A 23,429-nucleotide genomic window follows, 5' to 3' on the forward strand; every position below is an offset into this window, starting at 1 on the left:
GCTCAGTATTCCGGTGAATCGACGGCAGCCCTGCTGGCCGCCTGGTAGGGGAGGTGGACGTCGACCAGGGTGCCTTCGCCATGCGCGGATTCAATCCGCACGTGGCCACCGACGCTCTGTGCGCGCTCGCGCATCACGATCAGGCCCAGGCCGCGCGGGCCGTCCGGATCGAAGCCTTCGCCGTCATCGCGGATCTGCAGGTGCAGGCCGCGCTGGCCGACATCGCGCAGCTGCAGCAGGACCTGGCTGGCGCGCGCATGGCGCAGCGCATTGGTCAGGCTTTCCTGTGCGATGCGGAAGCAGGCCTGTTCGATGCTGTTGTCGGGGCGATGCGGCAACGGCTCGATCTCGGCCCGCAGCTCCACCGGCGAGGAGCGGAACAGAACCCGCGCCTGCCAGCTGAGCGCTGCCTCCAGGCCCAGTGCATCCAGCTGCGGGGGGCGCAGCAGGGTGGAGATGTCGCGCAGTTTGGCCACGGTGGTGTCGGCCAGGCTGACGATCTGCGCCAGATCCTGCCCACGCCGCTGCGGATCGTCCTCTTCCAGCGCCGCGTGCGCCGACAGCTTGATCGCGGTGATGGCCTGGCCGATGTCATCGTGCAGGTCGCGCGAAATCGCACGACGCTCGTCTTCCTGCAGCGAGAACAGCCGCCCGGCCATCGCCTGCAGTTCGCGGTTGCTGGTTTCCAGCGCGCTGCGGATGCGTTCGGAATCACTGAGATCGCGCACGATCAGCAGCTTGCAGTCGCGGCCACCGTAGCGCACGTCGCCCACCGCCAGGCCGGCATGGAAGCTGCGGCCGTCGCCGCGCTGCATGGCCACCACGCTACTGTGGCCCGGTCCCAGATGTGGCTGGCCGGCACGCAGCTGGCTGCGCACCCGCGGCAGGTCTGCGGCAGCGACCAGCGCCGACAAGGGCTCGCCCAGCAGGGTATGGCTGCCGTAGCCGAACAGGCCGGCGGCCCAGGCGTTGGCGTACAGCACATGCTCGTCGGAGAGGATCACCACGCCGTCGGGCAGTACCCGCACCAGCTCGCGGAACTGCTCCTCGCGCTCGCGCAGCAGGCGCCGCGACTGCTCGCGTTCGGTCACGTCCTGCAGCGTGCCCAGCACGCGGTTGCGGCCAGCTTCATCAAGACCACTGGCGGCGCGCAGATGCACCATCAGCGCGCGCCCGTCCATCGACAGCAGCGGTAGCAGCACGTCCACCTGTACCGGCTCGCCGGAGCACAGCTCGGCCAGCAGCTGCTCGGTCTGGGTAGCGGTGGCCGGGTCGGCCGGCACCAGCAGTTCGTCGAAGCGGTGCCAGCGGCGCGCTTCGGGCGGGCGGCGGCCGAGCAGGCGATAGACCTGGTTGGAATAGCGGCCCAGCCCGGTGGACGGGTCCAGCTCCCAGGCACCGATGCGGGCCAGTTCGTGGGCCTCTTCCACCCGTGCCAGCGCCTGGTCGCGACGCAGCTGGGCCAGGTCCTCGGCGGTGCGGTCGATGGCGATCAGCAGGCGCGCATTGTGGCCGTCGTAACTGATCGCGTTGGAGCGCAGCTCCATGTGCCGCAGCGCGCCATCGCGCAGCTGCAGCTGCGCGCGCAGGATGCACAGCTCTTCGGGCGCCTCGCGGATCGCCTCCAGCTTGGCCTGCAGCGCCTGGCCCTGGCCGGGTGGCCACAAGGCGTCGATGGTCTGTTCCAGCAGCTCATCGCGCTCCCAGCCGAAAGCGGTGCAGGCGGCTGGGTTGGCATCGAGGATCGCCAATGTGTCCAGGTCATAGACGAGGATCGGGCCGGGGTTGCCCTCGAACATCTGCCGCAGGCGCAGCTCCGAGGCCTGCTGGCGGGCGTGGGTATGCAGCACATGCTCGGCCAGCGGGCGCAGCAGCAGGTACAGCAGGCCCGCGCTGGCCAGGGCGAAGAACGAGCCCTTCAGGCCCTGCCACAGGGCCGCCTGCTGCGGATCGGGCACCAGCGCCTGCACCACGCTGTCGGTGGAGATCATCCAGGCCAGCGCCATCACCAGGTAGCTCAACACCACCCGCCGCCGGTCACGGCTCAGCGCCTGCGCCATCCGCGGGTCGGGAACTGGGGCGTTGCCGGTCGGTTCTGCGGGCATGGACGGGGGGGTGAAAGGGGCGCCGGTCATCTTACCCCGCAGCGTGCCGTCACCACTCAATTATCCGCCGCAGGCGCCGTTAACCACTGCGTGCCCCGCTGACGGGCGTGTCATCCGGAGCAAGATCGCGTGGACCAAGGGATCATCGCCAGCCTGCTGCAGCACCCGCTTGCGTCGGCGCTGGTCATCGTCGACCGTACCGGGCGCCCGCTGGCGGCCAATCCAGCCGCGCGCGAGCATGGCCTGCCGGCTACCGTGGCTGCCTATGCGCCGATGCTGGAAGATCTGCGCCTGATGGCCGCCGATGGGGGCATCGTGCCCTGCACGCTGCCGGGCGGCCCGCGCGGCCACTACGACGGTCACCTGCGCGCCGTGCATGACGGTGCCGGCAACCTGCTGGCGTTCACCCTGAGCATTCCCGAGCCGGTGCCGGTCGACGGGGGCGGGCGCTGGGAACTTGCACTGGACAGCGCCGGCCACAGCCTGTGGGACTGGGACATCCCCAGTGACCGGGTGGCGCGCACGCCGGCGCTGGGCGACGAAACGGCCACTGAGCTGCTGTCGCGCGTGCACTGCGAGGACATTGACCAGGTGCGCGCCGCGCTCGACGAGCACCTGCGCGGGCGCAGCGAGCAGTACAGTGCACAGTTCCGCTTCCGCCAGGCCGATGGCCAGTGGCGTTGGGTGCTGGATCGCGGCCGCGTGGTCGCGCGCACCGCCGATGGCCAGCCGCTGCGCATGGTCGGCACGCATACCGATATCGAACAGCAGAAGCAGCTCGAATCGCTGCTGCAGGAGCAGCAGCTGCACCTGAGCGAAGCCCAACGTATCGCCAGCATGGGCAGCTGGTCGTTCGACCCCAACAGCGGGCATTTCTGGTGGTCGCCGGAGCTGCGCTCGCTGCTGGCGCTGGAGCACGGCGCCGTGCCTGGCCAGCGGCGCTGGCTGAAGCAGCTGCACCCGCGCTCGCGCGGCGCGTTGCGTGCGGCATGGCGGCGGCTGTGGCGCGATGGTCGTGCCGCCAATCTCGAGCTGGAGCTGACCCGCGGCCATGAGCCATCACAGCACCTGCGGCTGTGGATGCAGCCGCTGCTGGACATGGACGGGCAGCCCAAGCGCCTGCTCGGTCAGGTGCAGAACATCACCGAACAGCACCAGACCGACGCGTTGATCCGCTGGCGCACGGAACTGCTGAACCGGGTTTCCGCGCTGGGCCGCATCGGCGGCTGCGAGATCGAAGTGCAGACCCGCAGCATGCAGTGGACCGAGGAGTGCTACCGCATCCACGGCCTGCGCAAGGAACCGATCACCCTCGACCAGGCGATGGCGCTGTATACCGAAGACTCGCGCGATGCGTTCGAGGCGGCGCTGGCCCGCATCGCCAACGGCGGCCTGCCCGAGCAGCTGGACCTTTGCTTCTACCGCCAGTCCGGCCTGCGTGTCTGGGTGCAGGTGCTGATCGAGCTGGATCGTCGTGACGGACTGCCGCCGCGCTTCGTCGTCCTGTTCCGTGACATCACCCGCGAGCGCGAGGCCAACGAGCGCATCGAACTGCTGGCCCACTACGATCTGCTGACCGGCCTGCCCAATCGCGTGCTGCTCGGTGAACAGACTGCCGAGGCCATCGAGGAGGCGCGTGATCGCGGCACCTCGTTGGCGATGCTGTTCATCGACCTGGATGGCTTCAAGACCATCAACGACAGCTTCGGCCACGCCACGGGTGATGCGCTGCTGAAGGCTGCCGCCACCCGCCTGCACCAGAACCTGCGCAACAACGATCTGTTTGGCCGTTTCAGCGGCGACGAGTTCATCGTCGTACTGCGCGACCTGGCTGAGCCCGAGGATGCGGGACATGTCGCCCGCAAGCTGATTGCCTCGCTGGCCGAGCCGCTGCGCCGTGGCGAGACCACGCTGAAGGTCGGTGCCAGTGTCGGCATCGCGATGCTGGGCGATGCGCAGACCGATTTCGATTCACTGCTGCGCGCTGCCGACGCCGCCATGTACGCGGCCAAGGAAGCCGGACGCAACACCTACCAGTACTACAGCCAGGATGCCCTGGCCCGCATCCAGCGCAGGCTGGAGCTTGAGCACGCGCTGCACGGTGCGATCGAGCGCGAGGAGTTCAGCCTGGCCTATCAGCCGCTGCTGCATGCCCACCAGGGCGAGCCGCCGGCAATCGAAGCACTGCTGCGCTGGCATCGCCCCGGCATCGGCTATTGCAGCCCGGCCGAGTTCATTCCCATCGCCGAGAAATGCGGCGAGATCGTGCGCATCGGCGACTGGGTACTGAACGAAGCCTGCCGCCAGGCAACCGCCTGGGACCGGGCAGGACTGCATTTCGACCGCATCGCGGTCAACGTGTCGGCGGTGCAGCTGCGTGATCGCGGCTTCGCCGAGCGCGTGATCGACATCTGCCATGCCCACGGCTGGCCGCCGCAGCGGCTGGAGCTGGAACTGACCGAATCGGCGCTGATCCGTGACACCGACATCCTGCGCCACTGCTTCGACGTGCTCGAACGTCACGGCGTGCCGCTGGCGGTGGACGACTTCGGTACGGGTTTCTCCAACCTCAACTACCTCAACCGCTTCCCGGTGGGGCGCCTGAAGATCGACCGCAGTTTCGTGCAGGGCATGCTGCACGACTCGGGTACGGCCGAGGTGACCCAGGCCATCGTCCACCTGGGCCACGCGCTGGGCATGAAGGTGGTGGCCGAGGGCGTGGAAACGCACCAGGAAGAGGACATGCTGCGCCGCCAGGGCTGCGACGAGATCCAGGGCTACCTGTACTCGCGCCCGCTCAGCCCGCGTGACCTGGCGCAATGGCTGCGCCAGCAGCGTCCGTTACCGATGCGCACCGACGCCAGCAGCGAAGCGGTGCTGGTGCGCTGACCACCCGACGCTGGTAGGTGCCGACCGTTGGTCGGCACGGATGCATGTACCTCGCGATCATCCACGCATGGCGTGGTTCTACTTGCAGCACCTGCAGTGGCGAGTGCCGGAGCCTGCCACGGTGGGTGCCGACCGTTGGTCGGCGCCGATGCCAGAGATCGCGACCAGCAATGAACGGCGCGGGTTTACCTGTCTTCAGCATCAGACCGCAAGGACCGTCTTGCTGCTGTCTGCTTGGCGAGTGACTTCAATTCAGCGAGACGATCCCGCTTGACCAGGTGCGCTGCCTGCCAGCCACCTTCAACAACCGAGGGTGAGAAGCTGTAGATCTCGTTGGGAGCCAGGTGGCCCAGTAAATCGAGTGCGCGTGCGTACAGGGGCTGCTCGTCATCGTCGGTGGCATCGAGATCGGGCGCATCCAGGACGTGCAGCAGGAACTCCAGTTTCCAGTTGCGTTCAGTCGCGTCGGCAGTGGCTGCTACATCCGAGTCCGCCGAAACCTGTCCGCTGTGCGGGTCGATGCTGATATGCATGGAGGTGTTCTCTCCACACAAGAGCATCTGGCCGAAAGGTGTCACCGCATAGGCATGGAACCGATCAGCACCCTCCATCGGAGTGCCCCGCAGGAAGGCTGCGACAACCCCTGAGTACAGGTGCGGATCGACCAAGATGAGCCTGTCGTCGCGATAGCGTGCGAACCCGTCGCGTCGCCACAGCGCCAGCAGCAGGTCGGGCAGCACGCCCTTCCATGCGGCAAGAGTCGCCTCGGGGAGCGCCTCGCACCGGGAGCTCGCACTGAAGCTCTCCATGAACGCCTTGGTTTCAAGGCTTGATTCCTGCGCTTCGATGCCTGGTTCCACCAACGCATTCCTCCCGGCGTCGAATGGCAGATAATCCAGGAATGTCAGCATTCGCTCGGCCTGTGTGGCTTCCTTGTTCGCCTCCTGAGTTGAGATGATGGCCGCTGTGTTTCCAGAGACGAGCAACAATGTTCCCGCCGAAAGGCTTTGCCAGGGCTCGTTCAGCACCAGATAGCGCTCGGGTGCCTCGTCTACATCCGCGTCCAGGATGATGACCTGTGGACCATCCTTCACACACCCGGCGGAGATCTCGACAGTTGCATCGGTCACACCTGCATCAGGATCGGTTACATCTACAGGTGCGGAGTAGGGCTGTTGAAACTCGCCGAAGGACTGGAGCGCTTGGTGAAGGGCGAGCAGGGAGTCGGGATCTACGGCAAGCGGTTCTGAAGCAACCGGGAGCTGCAAAGCGAGTGAAAGGCAGAGGGCGGCGCTGGTCATCGGGCTGATCTGAACCGGAATCGGCCCTTTACGATGAAGGGCCGAGCGCTCACGATCCATGCAAACAATCCGAAAATCGTGAGTCGCGGGGCATCATCCACGCATGGCGTGGATCTACCTCGAAAATTCCGCCTTCAACTGCATGCGCAGCGCCTCGACGATGGCGGCATAGCGGCGCTTCTGGACCAGATAGCTGGCCAGGAACAGCGGCAGCACCAGCAGCATCGGCGCCACCGTCGGACGCATCGCCACCAGTGGCAACAGCAGCAGCGACAGGATCGCCACGAACCAGCTGCACAGGCCGATCACCCGTACCTCGTGCCGCCGTGCGTTGAGCACGATGCGTCCACGCATCACCGGGAAGTAGCGCAGGCCGAAGCTCGGCGCGAAGCTCTCGCGGAACGTCATGCTGCCATCGGGCAGCGCATGGAAGGCCAGCCGCAGCCACTTGTCCTGCGGCAGGTCACGCTCCAGGCTGCCCAGCGAGAGCCGGGCCTGCATGGCCGATGATGCCGCGATGCGTTCGTTGAACAGGGCGATGCCCCAGCTGAAATAGCCGGTCACCCAGGCCATCAGAAGGACGGTTTCGATCAGGAGCACTGCGATCAGGGCGATGGCCATCGGTCTTCCATGAACGGGACAGGGGCATCATGCCATGCGGGACGGTCCATCCACGCATGGCGTGGATCTACTTCAGGGCTTCGCCATCCAGCCCGAGATCCCAGGCCAGGCCCAGCAGCGCCTCGTCCACCCGCGATGGGGCCGGGCGCGCGTCCGCCAGCTGCTGCAGTTCGCGGATCTCTTCGCGGGCGACATCTTCCAGCTGCTGCAGCTGCTCACGCACGCTCGCGTTGCGCGGGCGCTCGGTGTCGGTGAGGGCGGGCAGGGCGTGGATCAGGGTCATGGTGTGCGTACAGGGTGCATCCAACGGCGGGTCACAGGCAAAGGCCCCGGACGAACCGGGGCCTTGCGGGCTGCCGGCGAGGGCAGCGGACATCAGGATCAGAACAGCTCGACGGTGCCGGCGCCCATGCTCTGCTGGGCGACGGGCTTGTGCGGCGGGCGTTCCCATTCGCTGCGCAGCTCGCGCAGGCGGTTGCCGGTGCGCTGCAGGGCGCTGGCGATCTCTTCGTCGAACACGCCGCCATTGCGGTGCAGCAGCTCCTGCAGGGCCACCGCTTCGCGGTTGATCGCGGTCAGGCGGTCCAGGTGGGTGTGCACGCCGCCCAGCGCCTGGGTGGCGATGTCTTCGAACTGCAGGGCGCGCACGGCTTCGGCCACGCTGCCATCGATCGCACGGGCGCACTCGGACACTTCGCGCATGCCGTCGCCGAGCGAGGCATTGATCTGCGCGACGTTGTCGAGCATTGCCGCCGCTTCCTGGCGCGCTTCGCGGGAGCGGTCCATGTCACGCGAGGCCATGTGCGAGACCGTCTCGCGCACCTTGGCGATGGCGTCCTTGGAGCTGTGCGCCAGCTTGCGGATCTGCTCGTTGAAGGTGGTCGAGCGCTCGGACAGGTTGCGCACTTCGTCAGCGACCACGGCGAAGCCACGACCGGCCTCACCGGCACGGGCCGCTTCGATGGCGGCGTTCAGCGCCAGCAGGTTGGTCTGGTCGGCGATCGACTTGACGTCTTCCAGCAGCGCGAAGATGCCATCCAGGTGCTGCGCCATCTGGTCGATGTGCTGCACGGTGGTGCTGCTCTGGCCGCTCACCTGTTCCAGCGCTTCCACCAGCTGTTCCATGCGGTGGCTGGCGTGCTGGGCGAAACGGGCAACGTCGAGGCCGGCATTGCCTTCATCGCCGGCGCGGTCGACGATACGCGACAGGGCCTGGCTCTGCTGGCGCGACTTGCGGTTCATCGCATCGAAGCTGCCACCGAGGCTGGAGACCGCCTGGCGGATCAGGTCACGGGCGCGTTCCACTTCGCCGCGCGAACCCTCGATCTCGTTGCCGACGAAATTGCGCAGTTCGGTCAGCAGCTGGTCCTGCTCACGCAGGACACGGGCGTGTTCCGGGGAACGGTGTGCCTGAGCGCGGGTGGTCCACCACGCAAAGCCGAGCCAGCTCAGCGTCATCGTGGTCAGGATCGCCCATCGCAGGGCGGCCGGCCATTCGAATCCGATGGCGAAGGGGAGCAGCAGGGTCAGAGCCAGGGGGGCGGCCAGACGGATGAAAATGCGTGAGTACATGGACGTTCTCGGGAGGTGCACGGAGGATGTATCGGCCGTACCCCCTTTCTCTTTAACGTCGATGTGCCTGGAAGTGCATTCTGAATGCGCCGGATTTCCGGCGCCTGTGCGGTCTCGGGGTCGGATCCCTTTTCCATGGGAAAGGGCTCTGACCCCACACCCTCAGGCCAGCAGGCGGTCCACGGCCTCGATCATCGCCTTTCGCCCGAACAGGAAGTCCCAGTAGCTGCCGCCCAGCTGGCGCCACAGCACTGCCGAGCGCACCGCCGCCAACAGCAGGGCACGGATCTCGGCCACCACGCCGGCCTGGCCCAGGTAGTGCGGGTTGCCCTGTACCATCACCCGCGGCTTGAGGTGGCTGATGGTGTCCGCGTACAGGCTTCCCAGGCTGGCCAGCACATCCGGGTGGCCGCTGTCGCCCAGTTCGGTGGCCTGGCGCTGGGCACGCTCGATGCCCGAAGCAACCTTGTTCACGGTGGCGCCATCCTGAACGAAGCGGCGCTCCAGCTGCAGCACCGACAGCGCCAGCTTCGGCAGGATCGGATCCTGGCCCTGGTTGCGGAAGTAGTTGTGCAGCAGGCGCAGCCCGGCCTTCAGTGCATGGCGGTCACCGAACACCGCCTGCGGCGAGGACGCATCGACACGGAACACGCTGTCCACGGCGGTGCGCACGGCGGCGGCGTCGGAATGGCCGGTATCGGCGATGCGGCGTACCTGCTGCAGGGCCTGGGCAATGCCGGCCAGGGCCAGGACGCGGTCGTCGACAGTGAAACTCATGCAGCGATTACCTCAAAAGGGGGAGGGGGTGGTGCGCAGGCGCTGTTCCAGCGGCGCATCGGTGGCGGCGATCACCGCGCCACCCAGGCACACATCACCGTCATACAGCACCAGCGATTGACCGGGGGTAACGGCGCGCTGCGGGCGCGCGAAGGTGACCAGCACGCTGCCATCGTCCAGCACGTTGACCGTACACGGCTCATCGGGCTGTCGGTAGCGGGTCTGGGCGGTGCATTCGAAGCGCCGCGCGGGTGGCGAGCCCGCGATCCAATGCGCCGGCTCCGAGCGCAGGCGCTCGGACAGCATCCATGGGCTGTCGCGGTCCTGGTCGACGTACAGCACGTTGTTGGCCACATCCTTGCCGACCACGTACCACGGTGCGGCCGGGCGGCCGCGTACGCCGCCGATGTTCAGGCCCTCGCGCTGGCCCAGGGTGAAATAGAACACGCCCGGATGTTCGGCGATCACGCTGCCGTCGGCCGGGTCGAGGATCTGGCCGGGCCTGGCCGGCAGGTAGCGGCCGAGGAACTCGCGGAAATCCCGCTCGCCGATGAAGCAGATGCCGGTGGAGTCCTTCTTGGCATGGGTCGGCAGGCCGACGTCGCGCGCAATCCGGCGCAGGTCGGTCTTCTCCAGGTCGCCGATCGGGAACAGGGTGGCCGCCAGCTGCTCCTGGCCCAGCTGGTGCAGGAAGTAGCTCTGGTCCTTGGAACGGTCGGCGCCGCGCAGCAGCAGCCACTGGTGGCCGCGCTGGGTCACCCGCGCGTAGTGGCCGGTGGCGATGCGCTCGGCGCCCAGCTCGCGGGCGGCATCCAGGAAATGCTTGAACTTCACCTCGCGGTTGCACAGCACGTCCGGGTTCGGCGTGCGGCCAGCGGCGTATTCGGCCAGGAAGTGCTCGAACACGCCCTGCCAGTACTCACTGGAAAAGTCCCGGAAGTGGAACGGGATACCGAGCAGGCCGCATACGGCGACCGCATCGCGGCGGTCATCCTCGGCGCGGCAGTCACCGCTGCCGTCGTCGGCCCAGTTCTGCATGAACAGGCCGGCCACGGCCTCGCCCTGCTGGACCAGGCGCCAGGCGGCGACCGAAGAGTCGACACCACCCGAGACGCCCACTATCACGCGCGGCGTGCTCATGCGACCTCCCGGACCAGCGAAAGCGGATGGCGCTGGCCACCCAGGTAATCCGCCACCACCTGCCAGACCAGCGGGCTGCGCTGGCGCTCACCGGCAGCCTGCAGCTCGGCCGGGGTCAGCCACAGCGCGCGGTCGATGCCGGTATCCAGCGGTTGGGCCGGGTCGTGCGAGACCGGGCGCGCTGCGTAGCAGAAGCGCAGGAAGGCGGTGCCGTCGCCGGCAGTCCACTGGTAGCAGCCGATGAAATGGGTCAGCTGCACGGTCCAGCCGGTTTCCTCCCGGGTCTCGCGCAGGGCTGCCTCGGCCAGGCTTTCGCCTGGCTCGAGGTGGCCGGCCGGCTGGTTCAGCACCTGGCGGCCTTCAATGGTCTCTTCGACCAGCAGCACGCGGCCGCCGTCAACCACTACCGTGGCAACGGTGGCGTGCGGTGCCCAGCGCGGGTCCGGCGTGGCGTTCAACTCAGAACTCGTCCTTCTTGGTCAGCTCCAGCTCCATCGCGTCGGCGGTGCGGATGGCCGCATCGATGGCGTCGCTGAGCTGGTCCGGGGTGGCATCGGCGTCGATCTTGACCACGAACATGGCGGTGGTGTCCTGCTTCACCCAGCCGCCCATCTTGGCGTCCTGCGAATCTTCCAGCAGGCGGTTGGCCACGGCCACCGGGAACTGCTTGGTCTTGGCGTTGTAGGCCGGCGACCAGATCTCACGGATGTTGTGGCTGCCGAAATCCTCCACCGCCGAGCGTACGTAGACCATCTGGGTGCGGTCACCCTCGACGTCGAAGACCATGCGGTAGTCGCCATCCTCGTCGACTTCGTAGGTATAGCCCAGCTTGTCCAGGTGGCGGGCCACGGACTTGTCGGCGCTGGTTGCGGCAGTGGCAGAGCCGGCAGCGGCCAGCGCGATCAGCAGGGCGGGAAGAAGGGTCCTTTTCATGAAGATCCTGTGAAACAGTGTTGGGAGAGGATGCAATTGTGACGGTGGGCGTGCGTGCCGTCCAATCTGCGGCGGGCCGACGCAGGCCTGCCCGAGCCCCTATAATGGACGGATGCCCCATGAGTCCTCCCCCGATTCCCAGCACGAGCACGGCGTTGCCGTAGAGCCCGCGCGCCCGGAAGTGGCGCCGCCACCGTTCTACCAGGTGATGCTGCTCAACGACGACTACACCCCGATGGATTTCGTGGTGGATGTGCTGCAGCAGTTCTTCAGCATGGACCTGGACAAGGCCACCCAGGTGATGCTGCACGTCCACACCCGCGGCCGCGGCGTCTGCGGTGTCTTCACCCGTGAAGTGGCGGAGACCAAGGTTGCCCAGGTCAACGAGTACTCGCGGATGAACCAGCATCCGCTGCTGTGCACGATGGAAAAGGCCTGACCGGCTGGCGATTCTCGTCCGGGCACAACGATCCCGGACCCAGTGTGCCCACCAAGGCGGGCACCTACCGAAGCAGAGGCCTGCGGAGCCGAGCCTGCGCTCGGCTGCTTTTCGTTCAGATGTTCCGCATTCCCGGAAGCACAGTCGAGCATGGGCTCGGCTCTACAGGTCGAGATCACCCCGCCGCCAGCGCCTCCAGCGCCATCCGCGCCACGGCCTCGTCGACCTCGGCAGGGTCGCCATCATCCCTGAACCATACCGCCGACAGCCCCGCACTCGCCGCGATCCAGCGCAGCAGGCGCGTACGTTCCAGGCCGGCCAGCGCAGTGACCTGTTCCAGCCGTGCGGCAAACCGCTCGGGCCGCGTCGCAACGTGGATGCCCGGGCCGCAGAGATCCGGGTTGCTGAACAGCGTCGTGTAATCGAACGCACGGTCGCCCAGCAGCCGCTTCGGGTCGATCGCCAGCCAGCCGCGCGCGCCGAAATCCAGCACGTTGTCGTGGTGCAGGTCGCCGTGCAGCGGCCGGATCTCCTGTTCGTCACGCAGCAGCCCCTCCGCCAGTGATCTGCACTGTTCCAGCAGTGGCGGCAGCGCGGCCCTTGGCTGCAGCAGATCGGCGAACCATGTACGCAGGCAGACCAGTTCCGCTGGCGGCGCGCTCCGTGGCCGGTGCAGCCGTTGCAGGACCTGGCATAGGATCGTGGTGCAGGCCTCATCGTCGCCCTCGATCGAGCGTTGCCGCAGCGAGTCGCCGCCGGCACGTTCGATCAGGATCGCCGGCCCGGCGTGGGCCAGCAGGCGGGCAGCGCCATCGCCGTCCCACCAGCGCAGTAGGCGATGGCTGTTCTGCTCCTCCGCTTCGCTGCTGATCTTCAGCATCGCCGGCTCGCCGGCAGCGGTCAGCACCGGCCAGAGCCGGGCGTGAGGTGTTTCGATGGCCGGGCCATCACGCCGCAATCGCCAGCGGCTCAGGTAGGGTTCGCTCATGCCGGTTGAGGTCTTCTGGAGTGAACGAAGATCAAGCGTTTCTGCAGTGCTAACGCCATCTGAACGCAGCAATCCGCTAGGGTGATGGAAATCGCGTAGTCAGGCCGCATATTGTTCCCATCTGCCGCCGGAGTAATCCATGTTCAGCAAAGACCTCGAACACACCATCGGCCAGTGCTACAAGCGCGCCCGTGAGGCCCGGCATGAGTTCATGACGGTCGAACACCTGCTGTTGGCACTGCTCGACAACCCGTCCGCCCAGGCCGTCCTGAAAGCCTGTGGTGCCGACGCCGAACGCCTGCGCCAGGAGCTGGAGCAGGCCATCGAGGCCTCGGTGTCCCGCCTGGCCGAAGATGACGGCCGTGACACCCAGCCGACCCTGGGCTTCCAGCGGGTGCTGCAGCGGGCCGTGTACCACGTGCAGTCCTCGGGCAAGAAGGAGGTCACCGGCGCAAACGTGCTGGTCGCCATCTTCGGCGAAAAGGACTCCCACGCCGTCTACTACCTCAACCAGCAGGACGTGACCAGGCTGGATGTGGTCAATTACCTGTCCCACGGCATCGCCAAGCTGGGCGAGGAAGGCGAGCAGCCGTCCTCCTCCTCCGACGGCGAGGGCCGCATGGAAGGCGGGGAGGGCGAGCCGAAGGGCGATGCCCTGACCGAGTTCGCCAGCAACCTCAACGAACAGGCCCGGTCCGGCCGCATCGATCCCCTGGTCGGTCGTGGCGACGAGATCGAGCGCACCATCCAGGTCCTGTGCCGCCGCCGCAAGAACAACCCGCTGTACGTGGGCGAGGCCGGCGTGGGCAAGACCGCCATCGCCGAGGGCCTGGCCCGCCGCATCGTCGAGGGCTCGGTACCCGACGTGCTGGCCGACGCGGTGATCTACTCGCTCGACCTGGGTGCGCTGGTGGCCGGCACCAAGTACCGCGGCGACTTCGAGAAGCGGCTGAAGGGTGTGTTGACCGCGCTGAAGAAGGTGCCCAACGCAGTGCTGTTCATCGACGAGATCCACACCATCATCGGCGCCGGCTCGGCGTCGGGCGGCACCATGGATGCGTCCAACCTGATCAAGCCGGCGCTGGCCTCCGGCGAGCTGCGCTGCATCGGTTCGACCACTTTCCAGGAATACCGCGGCATCTTCGAGAAGGACCGGGCACTGGCCCGCCGCTTCCAGAAGATCGATATCGTCGAGCCTACCGTGGGCGAGACCTACGAGATCCTGCAGGGCCTGAAGTCCAAGTACGAGCTGCACCACAGCGTGACCTATTCGGATGAAGCGCTGCAGGCTGCGGTGGACCTGTCGGTGAAGCACATCGGCGACCGCCTGCTGCCGGACAAGGCCATCGACGTGATCGACGAGGCCGGTGCCCGCCAGCGCCTGCTGCCGGAAGGCCAGCGCAAGGAACTGATCGACGTCGAGGAAGTGGAGGCGATCGTCGCCAAGATGGCGCGCATCCCGACCAAGCAGGTCAGTGCCACCGACAAGGATGTGCTGCAGCACCTGGAGCGCAACCTGAAGATGGTGATCTTCGGGCAGGATCCGGCCATCGAGACGCTGTCCTCGGCAATCAAGCTGGCCCGCTCGGGCCTGGGCAACCCGGAGAAGCCGATCGGCAACTTCCTGTTCGCCGGCCCGACCGGTGTCGGCAAGACCGAGGTGACCAAGCAGCTGGCGCTGCAGCTGGGCATCGAGCTGGTCCGCTTCGACATGTCCGAGTACATGGAGCCGCATTCGATCAGCCGCCTGATCGGTGCCCCTCCGGGCTACGTCGGCTTCGACCAGGGTGGCCTGCTGACCGAGAAGATCGTCAAGACGCCGCACTGCGTGCTGCTGCTGGACGAAATCGAGAAGGCGCACCCGGACATCTTCAACATCCTGTTGCAGGTGATGGACCGCGGCGTGCTGACCGATACCAACGGTCGTGAGGCCAACTTCAAGAACGTGGTGCTGGTGATGACCACCAATGCCGGCGCGGCGCAGGCCTCGCGGCGCTCGATCGGCTTCACCAAGCAGGACCACGCCACCGACGCGATGGAGACCATCCGCCGCAGCTTCACCCCGGAATTCCGCAACCGCCTCGATGCGGTGGTGCAGTTCCAGGCGCTCGGCTTCGAGCACATCCTGCGCGTGGTCGACAAGTTCCTGATCGAGCTGGAGATGCTGCTGCAGGACAAGCACGTCAGCCTTTCGGCCACGCCAACCGCGCGCGACTGGCTGGCCCACCACGGCTTCGACCCGCTGATGGGTGCGCGTCCGATGGCCCGCGTGATCCAGGACAGGATCAAGCGTCCGCTGGCCGACGAGCTGCTGTTCGGCAAGCTGGTCAACGGCGGCAAGGTGAGCATCGATGTGCGCGACGACCAGCTGGTGGTCGAAACCCAGGCCGAACCGGAGCGCCTGCTGCCGGTCACCGTGGAATGAACTGACCCCCGGCCGGTTTCGGTGGACCTGAAATGACAAGGGCGGCTTCGGCCGCCCTTGTTGTACGCGACGTCAGCGGCTGCGCTGGCGGGCTTTCTTCTTGAAGGTTGCCTCGTCAACTGGTTCGATCTGCGACACGATGCAGCGGCTGGAATCGGTGTTCAGCTGGCTGCGGCCGGCAGCGCACAGCAGGCCCTGCTGGCCGTCCGTGGCGAAGCTCAGTTTCCGCGAGTAGCCTGCCGCCGAGCAGTCGTCCTGGAAATGCACGAGGTAGTGGTCCTGGCCATTGCGCAGCAGGATGTTGCGCGAGGCGCCGGCGCGCACCAGTTGCTGGTCGCTGCCCAGTTGGATGCAGTCAGCGGCGTTCGCCGCAGCGGGGGCATCGGCGGCGTGCGCAGGCAGCGCGCTGGCGGACACGGCAAGGGCGACGAGCAGAGCGGTCAGCGAGAGCATGTTCATGGCGGGGCAGGGGATGGCGATCCGGACTGGATCGGGTCCCACGATGCCGCCACGGATGCAGATGCGAATCTGCCGCAAGCAGGGCTGACCGACGTCACGGTGAGTCCGGTCACGATGACCTCCGGCAGGGCCGGATTGCAGGCATGACAAAAGGCCAGCAACCAGGGCTGGCCTTGTCGAAGTGGCGCAGCGCGCCGACCGCTTACTTCATGCGGTAGGTGATACGACCCTTGGTCAGGTCGTACGGGGTCATTTCAACCTTGACCCGGTCACCGGTGAGGATGCGGATGTAGTTCTTGCGCATGCGGCCGGAGATGTGGGCGATGATTTCGTGCCCATTTTCCAGACGAACGCGGAAAGTGGTGTTCGGCAGCGTCTCGCTGACGGTGCCCTCGAACTCGATGGAATCGTCTTTCGACATGTAGTCCTGTGCGGTTCAGAAAACGGCCACGCTGGGCCTAAGGCGCGGTATTTTACGCGTGACCGGCCCAGCTTGCAAAGTTTGTGTTAACCGCCGGCCAAATGCCGGGCTGGCAAGCGTCCGACGGCCTGTGTCCACGAGCCTTCACGGCCGTCATGGCGCACGGCCTGGCGCACGTGCTGCAGGAATTCCGCGCGCGGCAGGTGTTCGGCGCCCATCCGCAGCAGGTGCGGATTTTCCACCTGGGCGTCGATCAGCTCCCAGCCCCAGCCGTGAATCGTGGACGCCAGTGCCGCCAGCGCGATCTTGGAACCACCGCTGGCGCCACTGAACATGCTCTCGCCGAAGAACATCGACCCGATGGCCACCCCGTAGATGCCGCCGACCAGCGACTGACGGTCCCAGACTTCGAACGAATGGGCGAAGCCGAGGTCGTGCAACTGGCTGTAGGCCTCGACCATCGCCGGGCTGATCCAGGTGCCGTCCTGGCCGGGCCGAGGTGCCGCCGCACAGGCGCGCATCACCTGGCTGAAGGCGGTGTCGGCGGTGACCTCCCACGTGGTGCCGCGCAGGTGGCGGCGGAAGCGGCTGGACAGGTGCACGCCATCGGTGCGGAACACCATGCGCGGATCAGGCGACCACCACAGGATCGGCTCGCCCTCGCTGAACCACGGAAAGATGCCGCCGGCGTAGGCGTTGAGCAGGCGCGCTGGATGCAGGTCACCACCCACCGCGAGCAGGCCATCGGGCTGGTGCAGGGCGGTCTCGGCCGGAGGGAAGGGCGCGTCCGGCGCATCGGCCAGGCGCCAGGGCAGCTGACGGGTCATGCCGGCATTGTAGTCGTCGCGGCCCTGCGCGAATGCCGCGGTAGATGCCAACCCTGGTTGGCTGGTCACCCGTCCGCACGAAATGGGCTGTGCCCCAGCAGCTCCTGCCGGTACCGCCGCACATCGCGCCGCTCCTGCCGGCACCACTCCTGCAACGCCTCGGCGAAATCCGCGTCGGCCACCCAATGCCGACTGCGCACCAGTGCTGGCAGGAAGCCGCGCGCCAGTTTGTGCTCGCCCTGGGCGCCCGGCTCGAAACGGCTCAGGCCTTCGCGCAGGCAGTATTCGATGCCCTGGTAGTAGCAGGCTTCGAAATGCAGGCCGGGCAATGTGGCGCCGCCCCAGTAGCGACCGTACAGCGTGTCACCACCGCGCAGGCAAAGTGCGCCGGCAATCGGCTGGCCTTCCTGCTCGGCCAGGAACAGCACCAGCCCGCGTCCCAATGAAATGGCCAGATGGCGCAGGAAGGCCTCGGTCAGCGCCGGGGCATTGCCGTACTCAAGGAAGGTCTGCAGGTAGAAGCGGTACATCGCCTGCAGGTCGGCGCGGCCGGCTTCATCGCCGTGTACCACGCGGAAGCTGATGCCCTGGCGGGTGACCTTGGCCCGTTCCTGGCGGATGTTCTTCCGATGCTTGTGGTTCATCGCACCGAGGAACTGCTCGAATGTCGCCCAGTCACCCGGGTTCTGCCACTGGAACTGCACGTCCTCGCGCAGCAGCCAGTCATCGCCGAACAGGGCCTCGTCCACTGCGGTGTGGAAGTTGATATGGGCCGATGACACCTCCAGTGCCGGCAATGCATCGCGCAACGCCGACAGCAGCGTGGTGCGCTCTGAATCGTGACGGGCCAGCAGGCGCGGCCCGGTGACCGGCGAGTACGGCACCGCGCCCAGCCACTTCGGGTAGTAGTCGCGGCCATGCCGGGCATAGGCGTTGGCCCAGGCATGGTCGAACACGAATTCGCCGTGGGAGTTGGTCTTCAGGTAGCCCGGAATGGCGCCGATCAGGCGCTCGCCCTCCCAAAGCGTGAAGTGCCGGGGTTGCCAGCCCCAGTCCTCGCGCAGGCAGCCGTGCTGTTCCAGGCCTGAGAGGAAGGCGTGGCTGACGAACGGATTCTGGCCGTCGTGCAGGGCGTCCCAGTCGGTGGCGGGAATGGACTGCAGGGAGTCGAGGAAGCGGGCGGAGGGCATGGTTGGCAAGGATAGGCCAGGTGGATCGCGAACGGTGCTGGCGGGGCTGGGTTGGTTTGTTCCGGTTGGGGATGAGGGAAATTTGAAATCTCCATCCGTGTGCGCTGGGTGCGGAATCGCGGGCGCATGGGTCGGCAGGGTGGCGGGGCGCTGCATGACTGGCGCGCATCCAACCACTTGGAGAAATGAACAATGAAGGGATTGAAGCTTGCAACTGCCGTGGTCGCGTGCGGCCTGATCTTTGCGTTTCCTGTTTTGGCTTTTGGAGATCAGCCAGCAGAAGTGCTTGAGGATCCGGGTGCCTACGCGGAGGTGGTTGCGCTGTTGGAGCGTGAAGTTGGGAGCCAGTTGACGCGTCATTTGCAGGAGAGGGGTGAGCTGCGACACGTCAGCGTCAGCATCCGTCTCAATGCGAAGGCAAGATCAATGGTGATCAGCTTTGGGCCTGGATATCTTCCTGGCCCCGATCGGGGTTATGACGAGCTCTTCCTGATTCCGATGGCGTCCTCGTTGAGGTTCTATGCCGAAAAGTCAGGACTGATTGTGAACGATATTGATTTCCTATTCGACGGAAAAACTCTTGAGGAGTACTACCCGGAGGATCTCGCCGTTCCGCCGCAGGCGCGGGCGAGATCGACGCATACCTCAGCTTTGGTATCAGCAAGCCATGGCTACATCAGCTTGCATCCCAGTAGAGAATGGAAGTTTCAGCGGCCGGCGCCTCTGGGCATTCAGGAAGACACGCTGAGTCCACTGTTTGGCGACGAACTGCAAGGATTGATCGAACAACGTAGCGGCTTGACGGTGCACCGGGCACGGAGCCGCTCCACGGAACTCCATCCGGAGTCCGGGAAGCCATGGGAGCACATGTCATCCCGCTACCACCTGAAGGCTCTTTTCCCCGAACGCACCGACATGTGGAATGAGTTTCCGAACAGCCCAGAGTCTGCTCGCGAAAAGGAAGAGGACATACGGGCTCGCCCCAACTACGCAAACCATCTGGGTGTGGATGTGATGCTGAGCCTGCACACCAATGGCAGCGATTCAGCCAGTCTGCGTGGAACCGAGGTCTACTATCATCAGGACAAACCGCAGGACAAGGCGCTAGCGGATAGCATCCTCTGTGGGATGCGTGAAATCATCCGAGCGCAACCGGGCTATCGGGATTTCCCGATTCGCGAGAGTTCGACCTCGGCCAGGCACGGCGAGAACCGCATTGGGAAGATGCCCTCGGTGATCATCGAAACCGCCTATCACTCCAATCCTGATGATGTGGCGGCACTGCAGGACCCCGTCTTCCGCTCGGCGTCGATGAAAGGGGTGGAGAAGGGCTATCGCCTGTGGGCACAGGGCAAGGCTTGTGAGCCTTTGATGCTCCACCCCATTCCCGATGTCGAGGTTCCGCTGCAGGCGGTGCACGAGCTGACAGTGGGTTTTGCGGGCAATCCCCAGTACCCCCTGGAACTTGAAGTGGTCGTGGCAGATTGTGACCGGCCCGGATACTGCACGCCGTGGAAGGGCCGCTTTGAGGATCCGGATGCGCCGGTGAAGTTCGGAGTGAGCTGCTCCTCTACGGAGCCCGGCTCAGTCCGCTGGAATGTCCTGATGCGCGATGCGGACGATGTCGTCGCGGCGCCGGTGGCGTTCACCCAGTCCTGTGTCCGGGTCTGAGTGGTGCCTGGAGCGGGTAGTGGGGTTGCGAAAACGGGCGCTTGCGCGCCCGTTTTCCTAAGTCGAGCATGGCTCGACTCTACAAACCGCCGGTCAGCTGGCCTTCCCCTGCGCGTCCAGGTAGCGCTCGGCGTCCAGTGCGGCCATGCAGCCGAAGCCGGCCGAGGTGATCGCCTGGCGGTAGTGCTGGTCGGCTACGTCGCCGGCGGCGAACACGCCTTCCACCGAGGTCTGGGTGGCGTTGCCGCCCAGGCCCGAGCGGATTTCCAGGTAGCCGTTGTTCATCGCCAGCTGGCCGTCGAACAGGGTCGTGTTCGGATGGTGGCCGATGGCCACGAAGAAGCCGTGGGCGTCGATGTCGCGGGTGCTGCCGTCCAAGGTGGACTTTACGCGCACGCCAGTCACGCCGGCATCGTTGCCCAGCACTTCCTCCACCTGGTGGTGCCAGACGGTCTCGATCTTGCCTTCGGCCACCTTCCTGAACAGCTTGTCCTGCATGATCTTTTCCGCCTTCAGGGTGTCGCGGCGGTGGACCAGGTAGACCTTGCGGGCGATGTTGGACAGGTACAGCGCCTCTTCCACGGCGGTATTGCCGCCGCCGACCACGACCACGTCCTGGTCGCGGTAGAAGAAGCCGTCACAGGTGGCGCAGGCGGAGACGCCGCGGCCCTTGAAGGTCTCTTCGGTCGGGATGCCCAGGTACTTGGCGGTGGCGCCAGTGGCGATGATCAGCGCGTCGCAGGTGTACTCGTGGCTGTCGCCGATCAGCTTGAACGGGCGCTGCGACAGGTCGGCGGTGTGGATATGGTCGAAGATGACCTCGGTTTCGAAGCGCTCGGCGTGCGCCTGCATGCGCGCCATCAGGTCCGGGCCCATCAGGCCGTGGGCGTCACCCGGCCAGTTGTCCACCTCGGTGGTGGTCATCAGCTGGCCACCCTGCTGCAGGCCGGTGATGACGACCGGCTTCAGGTTGGCACGGGCGGCGTAGACGGCGGCGGTCCAGCCGGCCGGTCCGGAACCGAGGATGACGAGGCGCTGGTGGCGGGAGGGCAGGCTGGTGCTCATGTAAACTCGCGAAAAGGTAGATGGGGCAAGGCGCTGGCGACGTTTGCGCAGCATCCTCGGCAGGTCATAGAGTGGCGGCTGGGGCAGGGCGATTCAAGCCGATGAACAGAACGCCGTCATCCAACGGTGGTTCCGGGCCTCGGATTGCCCTGTCGGGCGTCGCATAACTGAAAACTGACGCCGTCTCATTTATTATCAATCACTAACAGCGCATTCCAAAGGTATGGTCTAAGGTGGCGAAGCAGGTCCCCGAACGCTCCAAGTCCGACGACAGCAAGGCGTCACGTCGCACGGCCGCGGCGGCGACGACCGACAATCCACGCCGCCAGCGCCTCTGGCGCGATCTGGGCCTGATCGCCATCGCGCCGGCCCTGCTGTACCTGGCGGCCAGTCTGTTCACCTATTCAGCCACGGATCCGGGCTGGTCGCATACCGGCAGCGTGGTCGCGCCGGTGCACAACCTGGGTGGCCGCGCCGGGGCCTGGATTGCCGACGTGCTGCTGCAGCTGTTCGGCTACATCGCTTTCCTGCTGCCGGTGGTGCTCGGCGCACTGGCGTGGATCGCCATGTTCGGCCTCAAGCGCGAGAGCAAGGGCGAGAACGATCTGGACCCGGCGCTGCGCCTGGTCGGCCTGGTCGGTTTCCTGATCGCCGGCACCGGCTTCCTGCATGTGCGCCTGTTCAGTGGCGATGTCGCCAGTGCCGGCGGCATCCTCGGCAAGCTGGTGGGTAATTCGCTCACGGTGGGCTTCGGCGCGCTGGGGGCGAACCTGTTCGTGCTGGTATTGCTGCTGGCCTCGATCACCCTGGCCACCGGGCTGTCCTGGTTCACGGTGATGGAGAAGATCGGCCGTGGCGTGATGTCGCTGGCGCCACTGCTGGAACGCAAGAAGGAAGAAGTCACCGAGTGGAAGCAGACCCGGGTGATGCGCGAGGAGCGCCAGGAAGTGCGCAAGGCCGACGCCGAAGTGCGCGCCAAGCGCGAGCCGGTAAAGATCGAACCGCGCCCTGAGCCGGTGATCGAGAAGAGTGATCGTGCCAAGCGCGATACCCAGATTCCGATGTTCCGTGGCGTCAACGGCGATGGTTCCGACCTGCCGCCGCTGGCGCTGCTGGATGATCCCAAGCCGCAGCCGAAGGGCTACGACGAAGAAACGCTGGAAACGCTGTCGCGGCAGATCGAGTTCAAGCTGAAGGACTTCCGCATCGATGCGCAGGTGGTCGGCGCCAACCCTGGCCCGGTCATCACCCGCTTCGAGATCGAGCCGGCACCGGGCATCAAGGTCAGCCAGATCAGTTCGCTGGACAAGGACATCGCGCGCGGCCTGTCGGTGAAGTCGGTGCGCGTGGTCGACGTCATCCCGGGCAAGTCGGTCATCGGCCTGGAAATTCCCAACGTCACCCGCGAGATGATCTTCCTGTCCGAGCTGCTGCGCTCGAAGGAATATGACAAATCGGCCAGCGTGCTGACCCTGGCGCTGGGCAAGGACATCGCCGGCCGCCCGACCGTGGCCGACCTGGCGCGCATGCCGCACCTGCTGGTGGCCGGTACGACCGGTTCGGGCAAGTCGGTGGCGGTCAACGCGATGGTGTTGAGCCTGCTGTTCAAGGCCTCGCCGAAAGACCTGCGGATGCTGATGATCGACCCGAAGATGCTCGAGCTGAGCGTCTACCAGGGCATTCCGCACCTGCTGGCGCCGGTGGTTACCGACATGAAGGAGGCCGCCAACGGCCTGCGCTGGTGCGTGGCCGAGATGGAGCGCCGCTACAAGCTGATGAGCGCGGTGGGTGTGCGCAACCTGGCTGGCTTCAACAAGAAGGTGAAGGAAGCCCAGGACGCCGGCCAGCCGCTGATGGATCCGCTGTTCAAGCCGAACCCGGAGCTGGGCGAGGCGCCGCGTCCGCTGGAAACGCTGCCGTTCATCGTCATCTTCATCGACGAATTCGCCGACATGATGATGATCGTCGGCAAGAAGGTGGAAGAGCTGATCGCGCGCCTGGCACAGAAGGCGCGTGCGGCCGGCATCCACCTGATCCTGGCCACGCAGCGCCCGTCGGTGGATGTGATCACCGGCCTGATCAAGGCCAACATCCCGACCCGCATCGCCTTCCAGGTCAGCTCCAAGATCGACTCGCGCACCATCCTCGACCAGTCCGGCGCGGAGACCCTGCTCGGCCACGGCGACATGCTGTATCTGCCGCCGGGTACTGCGCTGCCCGAGCGCGTGCATGGTGCGTTCGTGTCCGACGACGAAGTGCACCGCGTGGTCGAGCACCTCAAGGCGATGGGCCCGGCCGACTATGTCGACGGCGTGCTGGACGAAGTGCAGACGATGGGCGACGGCGTGGTCGTCGGCGCCACCGGCCTGCCCGAGAACAGCTCCGCTGGCGACGAGTCCGACCCGTTGTATGACGAAGCGCTGCGGGTGGTCACCGAGACCCGCCGTGCCTCGATTTCCGGCGTGCAGCGCCGGCTGAAGATCGGCTACAACCGTGCAGCGCGACTGATCGAGGCCATGGAAGCGGCCGGCGTGGTCAGCCCGCCCGAGCACAACGGCGACCGCACGGTGCTGGCACCGCCGCCGCCGAGGTAAGACCCGACGTAT

Annotated in this window: 20 protein-coding genes; 5 read left to right on the plus strand and 15 right to left on the minus strand. The window is 66.2% G+C overall.

Annotated features, from left to right (window positions below; all coding sequences use genetic code 11):
• Window positions 1-2 precede the first annotated feature (2 nt).
• On the minus strand, window positions 3-2,105 hold the full coding sequence (locus tag ACUDTM_RS02470) for a sensor histidine kinase (RefSeq protein ID WP_353080010.1): 2,103 nt from the start codon (window positions 2,103-2,105) through the stop codon (window positions 3-5).
• 129 nt (window positions 2,106-2,234) lie between these two features.
• Between ACUDTM_RS02470 and ACUDTM_RS02475 the strand changes: the two genes are divergently transcribed.
• Window positions 2,235-4,994 (plus strand): bifunctional diguanylate cyclase/phosphodiesterase, encoded by a 2,760-nt coding sequence (locus ACUDTM_RS02475; protein ID WP_088497508.1) that lies wholly within the window; start codon window positions 2,235-2,237, stop codon window positions 4,992-4,994.
• Between the two features lie 185 nt (window positions 4,995-5,179).
• Here the strand turns inward: ACUDTM_RS02475 and ACUDTM_RS02480 are convergent, their stop codons facing one another.
• The 8 genes from ACUDTM_RS02480 to ACUDTM_RS02515 form a co-directional block, all read right to left on the minus strand.
• The gene (locus tag ACUDTM_RS02480; RefSeq protein WP_445391109.1) at window positions 5,180-6,355 is read right to left on the minus strand and encodes a GAD-like domain-containing protein; all 1,176 of its coding nucleotides are present in this window, start codon (window positions 6,353-6,355) and stop codon (window positions 5,180-5,182) included.
• Between the two features lie 54 nt (window positions 6,356-6,409).
• Window positions 6,410-6,916: a hypothetical protein gene (locus ACUDTM_RS02485; RefSeq protein ID WP_088497506.1), complete on the minus strand. Its 507-nt coding sequence runs from the start codon at window positions 6,914-6,916 to the stop codon at window positions 6,410-6,412.
• 67 nt (window positions 6,917-6,983) lie between these two features.
• A complete protein-coding gene (locus tag ACUDTM_RS02490; protein ID WP_088497505.1) occupies window positions 6,984-7,199 on the minus strand; it encodes a hypothetical protein in 216 nt (71 codons plus the stop codon).
• Between the two features lie 98 nt (window positions 7,200-7,297).
• On the minus strand, window positions 7,298-8,488 hold the full coding sequence (locus ACUDTM_RS02495; protein WP_088497504.1) for a methyl-accepting chemotaxis protein: 1,191 nt from the start codon (window positions 8,486-8,488) through the stop codon (window positions 7,298-7,300).
• 162 nt (window positions 8,489-8,650) lie between these two features.
• Window positions 8,651-9,265 carry a high frequency lysogenization protein HflD gene (gene hflD / locus ACUDTM_RS02500; RefSeq protein WP_049412377.1) on the minus strand — a complete coding sequence of 205 codons (615 nt, stop codon included), beginning with the start codon at window positions 9,263-9,265 and terminating at the stop codon, window positions 8,651-8,653.
• Between the two features lie 12 nt (window positions 9,266-9,277).
• Complete coding sequence (gene mnmA / locus ACUDTM_RS02505; RefSeq protein ID WP_445391110.1) at window positions 9,278-10,405, minus strand: tRNA 2-thiouridine(34) synthase MnmA; 1,128 nt, start codon at window positions 10,403-10,405, stop codon at window positions 9,278-9,280.
• Complete coding sequence (locus ACUDTM_RS02510; RefSeq protein WP_072166979.1) at window positions 10,402-10,863, minus strand: NUDIX hydrolase; 462 nt, start codon at window positions 10,861-10,863, stop codon at window positions 10,402-10,404. The genes mnmA and ACUDTM_RS02510 overlap by 4 nt, the downstream gene beginning before the upstream one ends.
• A 1-nt stretch (window position 10,864) precedes the next feature.
• Window positions 10,865-11,338 carry a hypothetical protein gene (locus ACUDTM_RS02515; RefSeq protein ID WP_005416476.1) on the minus strand — a complete coding sequence of 158 codons (474 nt, stop codon included), beginning with the start codon at window positions 11,336-11,338 and terminating at the stop codon, window positions 10,865-10,867.
• 112 nt (window positions 11,339-11,450) lie between these two features.
• Between ACUDTM_RS02515 and clpS the strand changes: the two genes are divergently transcribed.
• Window positions 11,451-11,777, plus strand: a complete 327-nt coding sequence (gene clpS, locus ACUDTM_RS02520) for an ATP-dependent Clp protease adapter ClpS (RefSeq protein WP_005416477.1) — start codon at window positions 11,451-11,453, stop codon at window positions 11,775-11,777.
• A 175-nt stretch (window positions 11,778-11,952) separates the two neighbouring features.
• Here clpS and ACUDTM_RS02525 read toward each other — a convergent pair whose 3' ends face one another.
• Entirely contained in the window at window positions 11,953-12,765 is an 813-nt protein-coding gene (locus ACUDTM_RS02525; RefSeq protein ID WP_072166980.1) for an APH(6) family putative aminoglycoside O-phosphotransferase, read from the minus strand.
• Between the two features lie 139 nt (window positions 12,766-12,904).
• On the opposite strand from ACUDTM_RS02525, the gene clpA reads away from it, so the two are divergent.
• Window positions 12,905-15,190, plus strand: coding sequence for an ATP-dependent Clp protease ATP-binding subunit ClpA (gene clpA / locus ACUDTM_RS02530; protein WP_353080008.1), 2,286 nt, complete (start codon window positions 12,905-12,907; stop codon window positions 15,188-15,190).
• A gap of 72 nt (window positions 15,191-15,262) precedes the next feature.
• Here clpA and ACUDTM_RS02535 read toward each other — a convergent pair whose 3' ends face one another.
• The 4 genes from ACUDTM_RS02535 to ACUDTM_RS02550 form a co-directional block, all read right to left on the minus strand.
• Window positions 15,263-15,649 carry a hypothetical protein gene (locus tag ACUDTM_RS02535; RefSeq protein WP_353080007.1) on the minus strand — a complete coding sequence of 129 codons (387 nt, stop codon included), beginning with the start codon at window positions 15,647-15,649 and terminating at the stop codon, window positions 15,263-15,265.
• A gap of 202 nt (window positions 15,650-15,851) precedes the next feature.
• Entirely contained in the window at window positions 15,852-16,070 is a 219-nt protein-coding gene (infA, locus tag ACUDTM_RS02540; RefSeq protein ID WP_005409596.1) for a translation initiation factor IF-1, read from the minus strand.
• Between the two features lie 86 nt (window positions 16,071-16,156).
• Window positions 16,157-16,897, minus strand: coding sequence for a leucyl/phenylalanyl-tRNA--protein transferase (gene aat / locus ACUDTM_RS02545; RefSeq protein ID WP_151354635.1), 741 nt, complete (start codon window positions 16,895-16,897; stop codon window positions 16,157-16,159).
• Window positions 16,898-16,962: 65 nt separating this feature from the next.
• Window positions 16,963-18,087, minus strand: coding sequence for a GNAT family N-acetyltransferase (locus ACUDTM_RS02550; protein WP_343648263.1), 1,125 nt, complete (start codon window positions 18,085-18,087; stop codon window positions 16,963-16,965).
• Between the two features lie 192 nt (window positions 18,088-18,279).
• Here ACUDTM_RS02550 and ACUDTM_RS02555 point away from each other — a divergent pair, with 192 nt between their 5' ends.
• Window positions 18,280-19,758, plus strand: coding sequence for an N-acetylmuramoyl-L-alanine amidase family protein (locus ACUDTM_RS02555; RefSeq protein ID WP_353762408.1), 1,479 nt, complete (start codon window positions 18,280-18,282; stop codon window positions 19,756-19,758).
• Window positions 19,759-19,851: 93 nt separating this feature from the next.
• On the opposite strand, the gene trxB is transcribed toward ACUDTM_RS02555, so the two are convergent.
• The gene (gene trxB / locus ACUDTM_RS02560; protein ID WP_005416486.1) at window positions 19,852-20,823 is read right to left on the minus strand and encodes a thioredoxin-disulfide reductase; all 972 of its coding nucleotides are present in this window, start codon (window positions 20,821-20,823) and stop codon (window positions 19,852-19,854) included.
• A 233-nt stretch (window positions 20,824-21,056) separates the two neighbouring features.
• On the opposite strand from trxB, the gene ACUDTM_RS02565 reads away from it, so the two are divergent.
• Window positions 21,057-23,417: a DNA translocase FtsK gene (locus tag ACUDTM_RS02565; RefSeq protein WP_072166984.1), complete on the plus strand. Its 2,361-nt coding sequence runs from the start codon at window positions 21,057-21,059 to the stop codon at window positions 23,415-23,417.
• Window positions 23,418-23,429 lie beyond the last annotated feature (12 nt).

The organism is Stenotrophomonas maltophilia group sp. vghtpe118 (assembly GCF_052605195.1).

Bases quoted from the DNA above. Each gene is read 5' to 3' on its own strand.
- ACUDTM_RS02470 (WP_353080010.1), bottom strand. From the start codon at position 2,105: ATGCCCGCAGAACCGACCGGCAACGCCCCAGTTCCCGACCCGCGGATG.
- ACUDTM_RS02480 (WP_445391109.1), bottom strand. From the start codon at position 6,355: ATGGATCGTGAGCGCTCGGCCCTTCATCGTAAAGGGCCGATTCCGGTT.
- clpA (WP_353080008.1), top strand. From the start codon at position 12,905: ATGTTCAGCAAAGACCTCGAACACACCATCGGCCAGTGCTACAAGCGC.
- clpS (WP_005416477.1), top strand. From the start codon at position 11,451: ATGCCCCATGAGTCCTCCCCCGATTCCCAGCACGAGCACGGCGTTGCC.
- infA (WP_005409596.1), bottom strand. From the start codon at position 16,070: ATGTCGAAAGACGATTCCATCGAGTTCGAGGGCACCGTCAGCGAGACG.
- ACUDTM_RS02490 (WP_088497505.1), bottom strand. From the start codon at position 7,199: ATGACCCTGATCCACGCCCTGCCCGCCCTCACCGACACCGAGCGCCCG.
- ACUDTM_RS02515 (WP_005416476.1), bottom strand. From the start codon at position 11,338: ATGAAAAGGACCCTTCTTCCCGCCCTGCTGATCGCGCTGGCCGCTGCC.
- hflD (WP_049412377.1), bottom strand. From the start codon at position 9,265: ATGAGTTTCACTGTCGACGACCGCGTCCTGGCCCTGGCCGGCATTGCC.
- ACUDTM_RS02485 (WP_088497506.1), bottom strand. From the start codon at position 6,916: ATGGCCATCGCCCTGATCGCAGTGCTCCTGATCGAAACCGTCCTTCTG.
- trxB (WP_005416486.1), bottom strand. From the start codon at position 20,823: ATGAGCACCAGCCTGCCCTCCCGCCACCAGCGCCTCGTCATCCTCGGT.
- ACUDTM_RS02495 (WP_088497504.1), bottom strand. From the start codon at position 8,488: ATGTACTCACGCATTTTCATCCGTCTGGCCGCCCCCCTGGCTCTGACC.
- ACUDTM_RS02555 (WP_353762408.1), top strand. From the start codon at position 18,280: ATGAAGGGATTGAAGCTTGCAACTGCCGTGGTCGCGTGCGGCCTGATC.
- mnmA (WP_445391110.1), bottom strand. From the start codon at position 10,405: ATGAGCACGCCGCGCGTGATAGTGGGCGTCTCGGGTGGTGTCGACTCT.
- ACUDTM_RS02525 (WP_072166980.1), bottom strand. From the start codon at position 12,765: ATGAGCGAACCCTACCTGAGCCGCTGGCGATTGCGGCGTGATGGCCCG.
- ACUDTM_RS02550 (WP_343648263.1), bottom strand. From the start codon at position 18,087: ATGCCCTCCGCCCGCTTCCTCGACTCCCTGCAGTCCATTCCCGCCACC.
- aat (WP_151354635.1), bottom strand. From the start codon at position 16,897: ATGACCCGTCAGCTGCCCTGGCGCCTGGCCGATGCGCCGGACGCGCCC.
- ACUDTM_RS02535 (WP_353080007.1), bottom strand. From the start codon at position 15,649: ATGAACATGCTCTCGCTGACCGCTCTGCTCGTCGCCCTTGCCGTGTCC.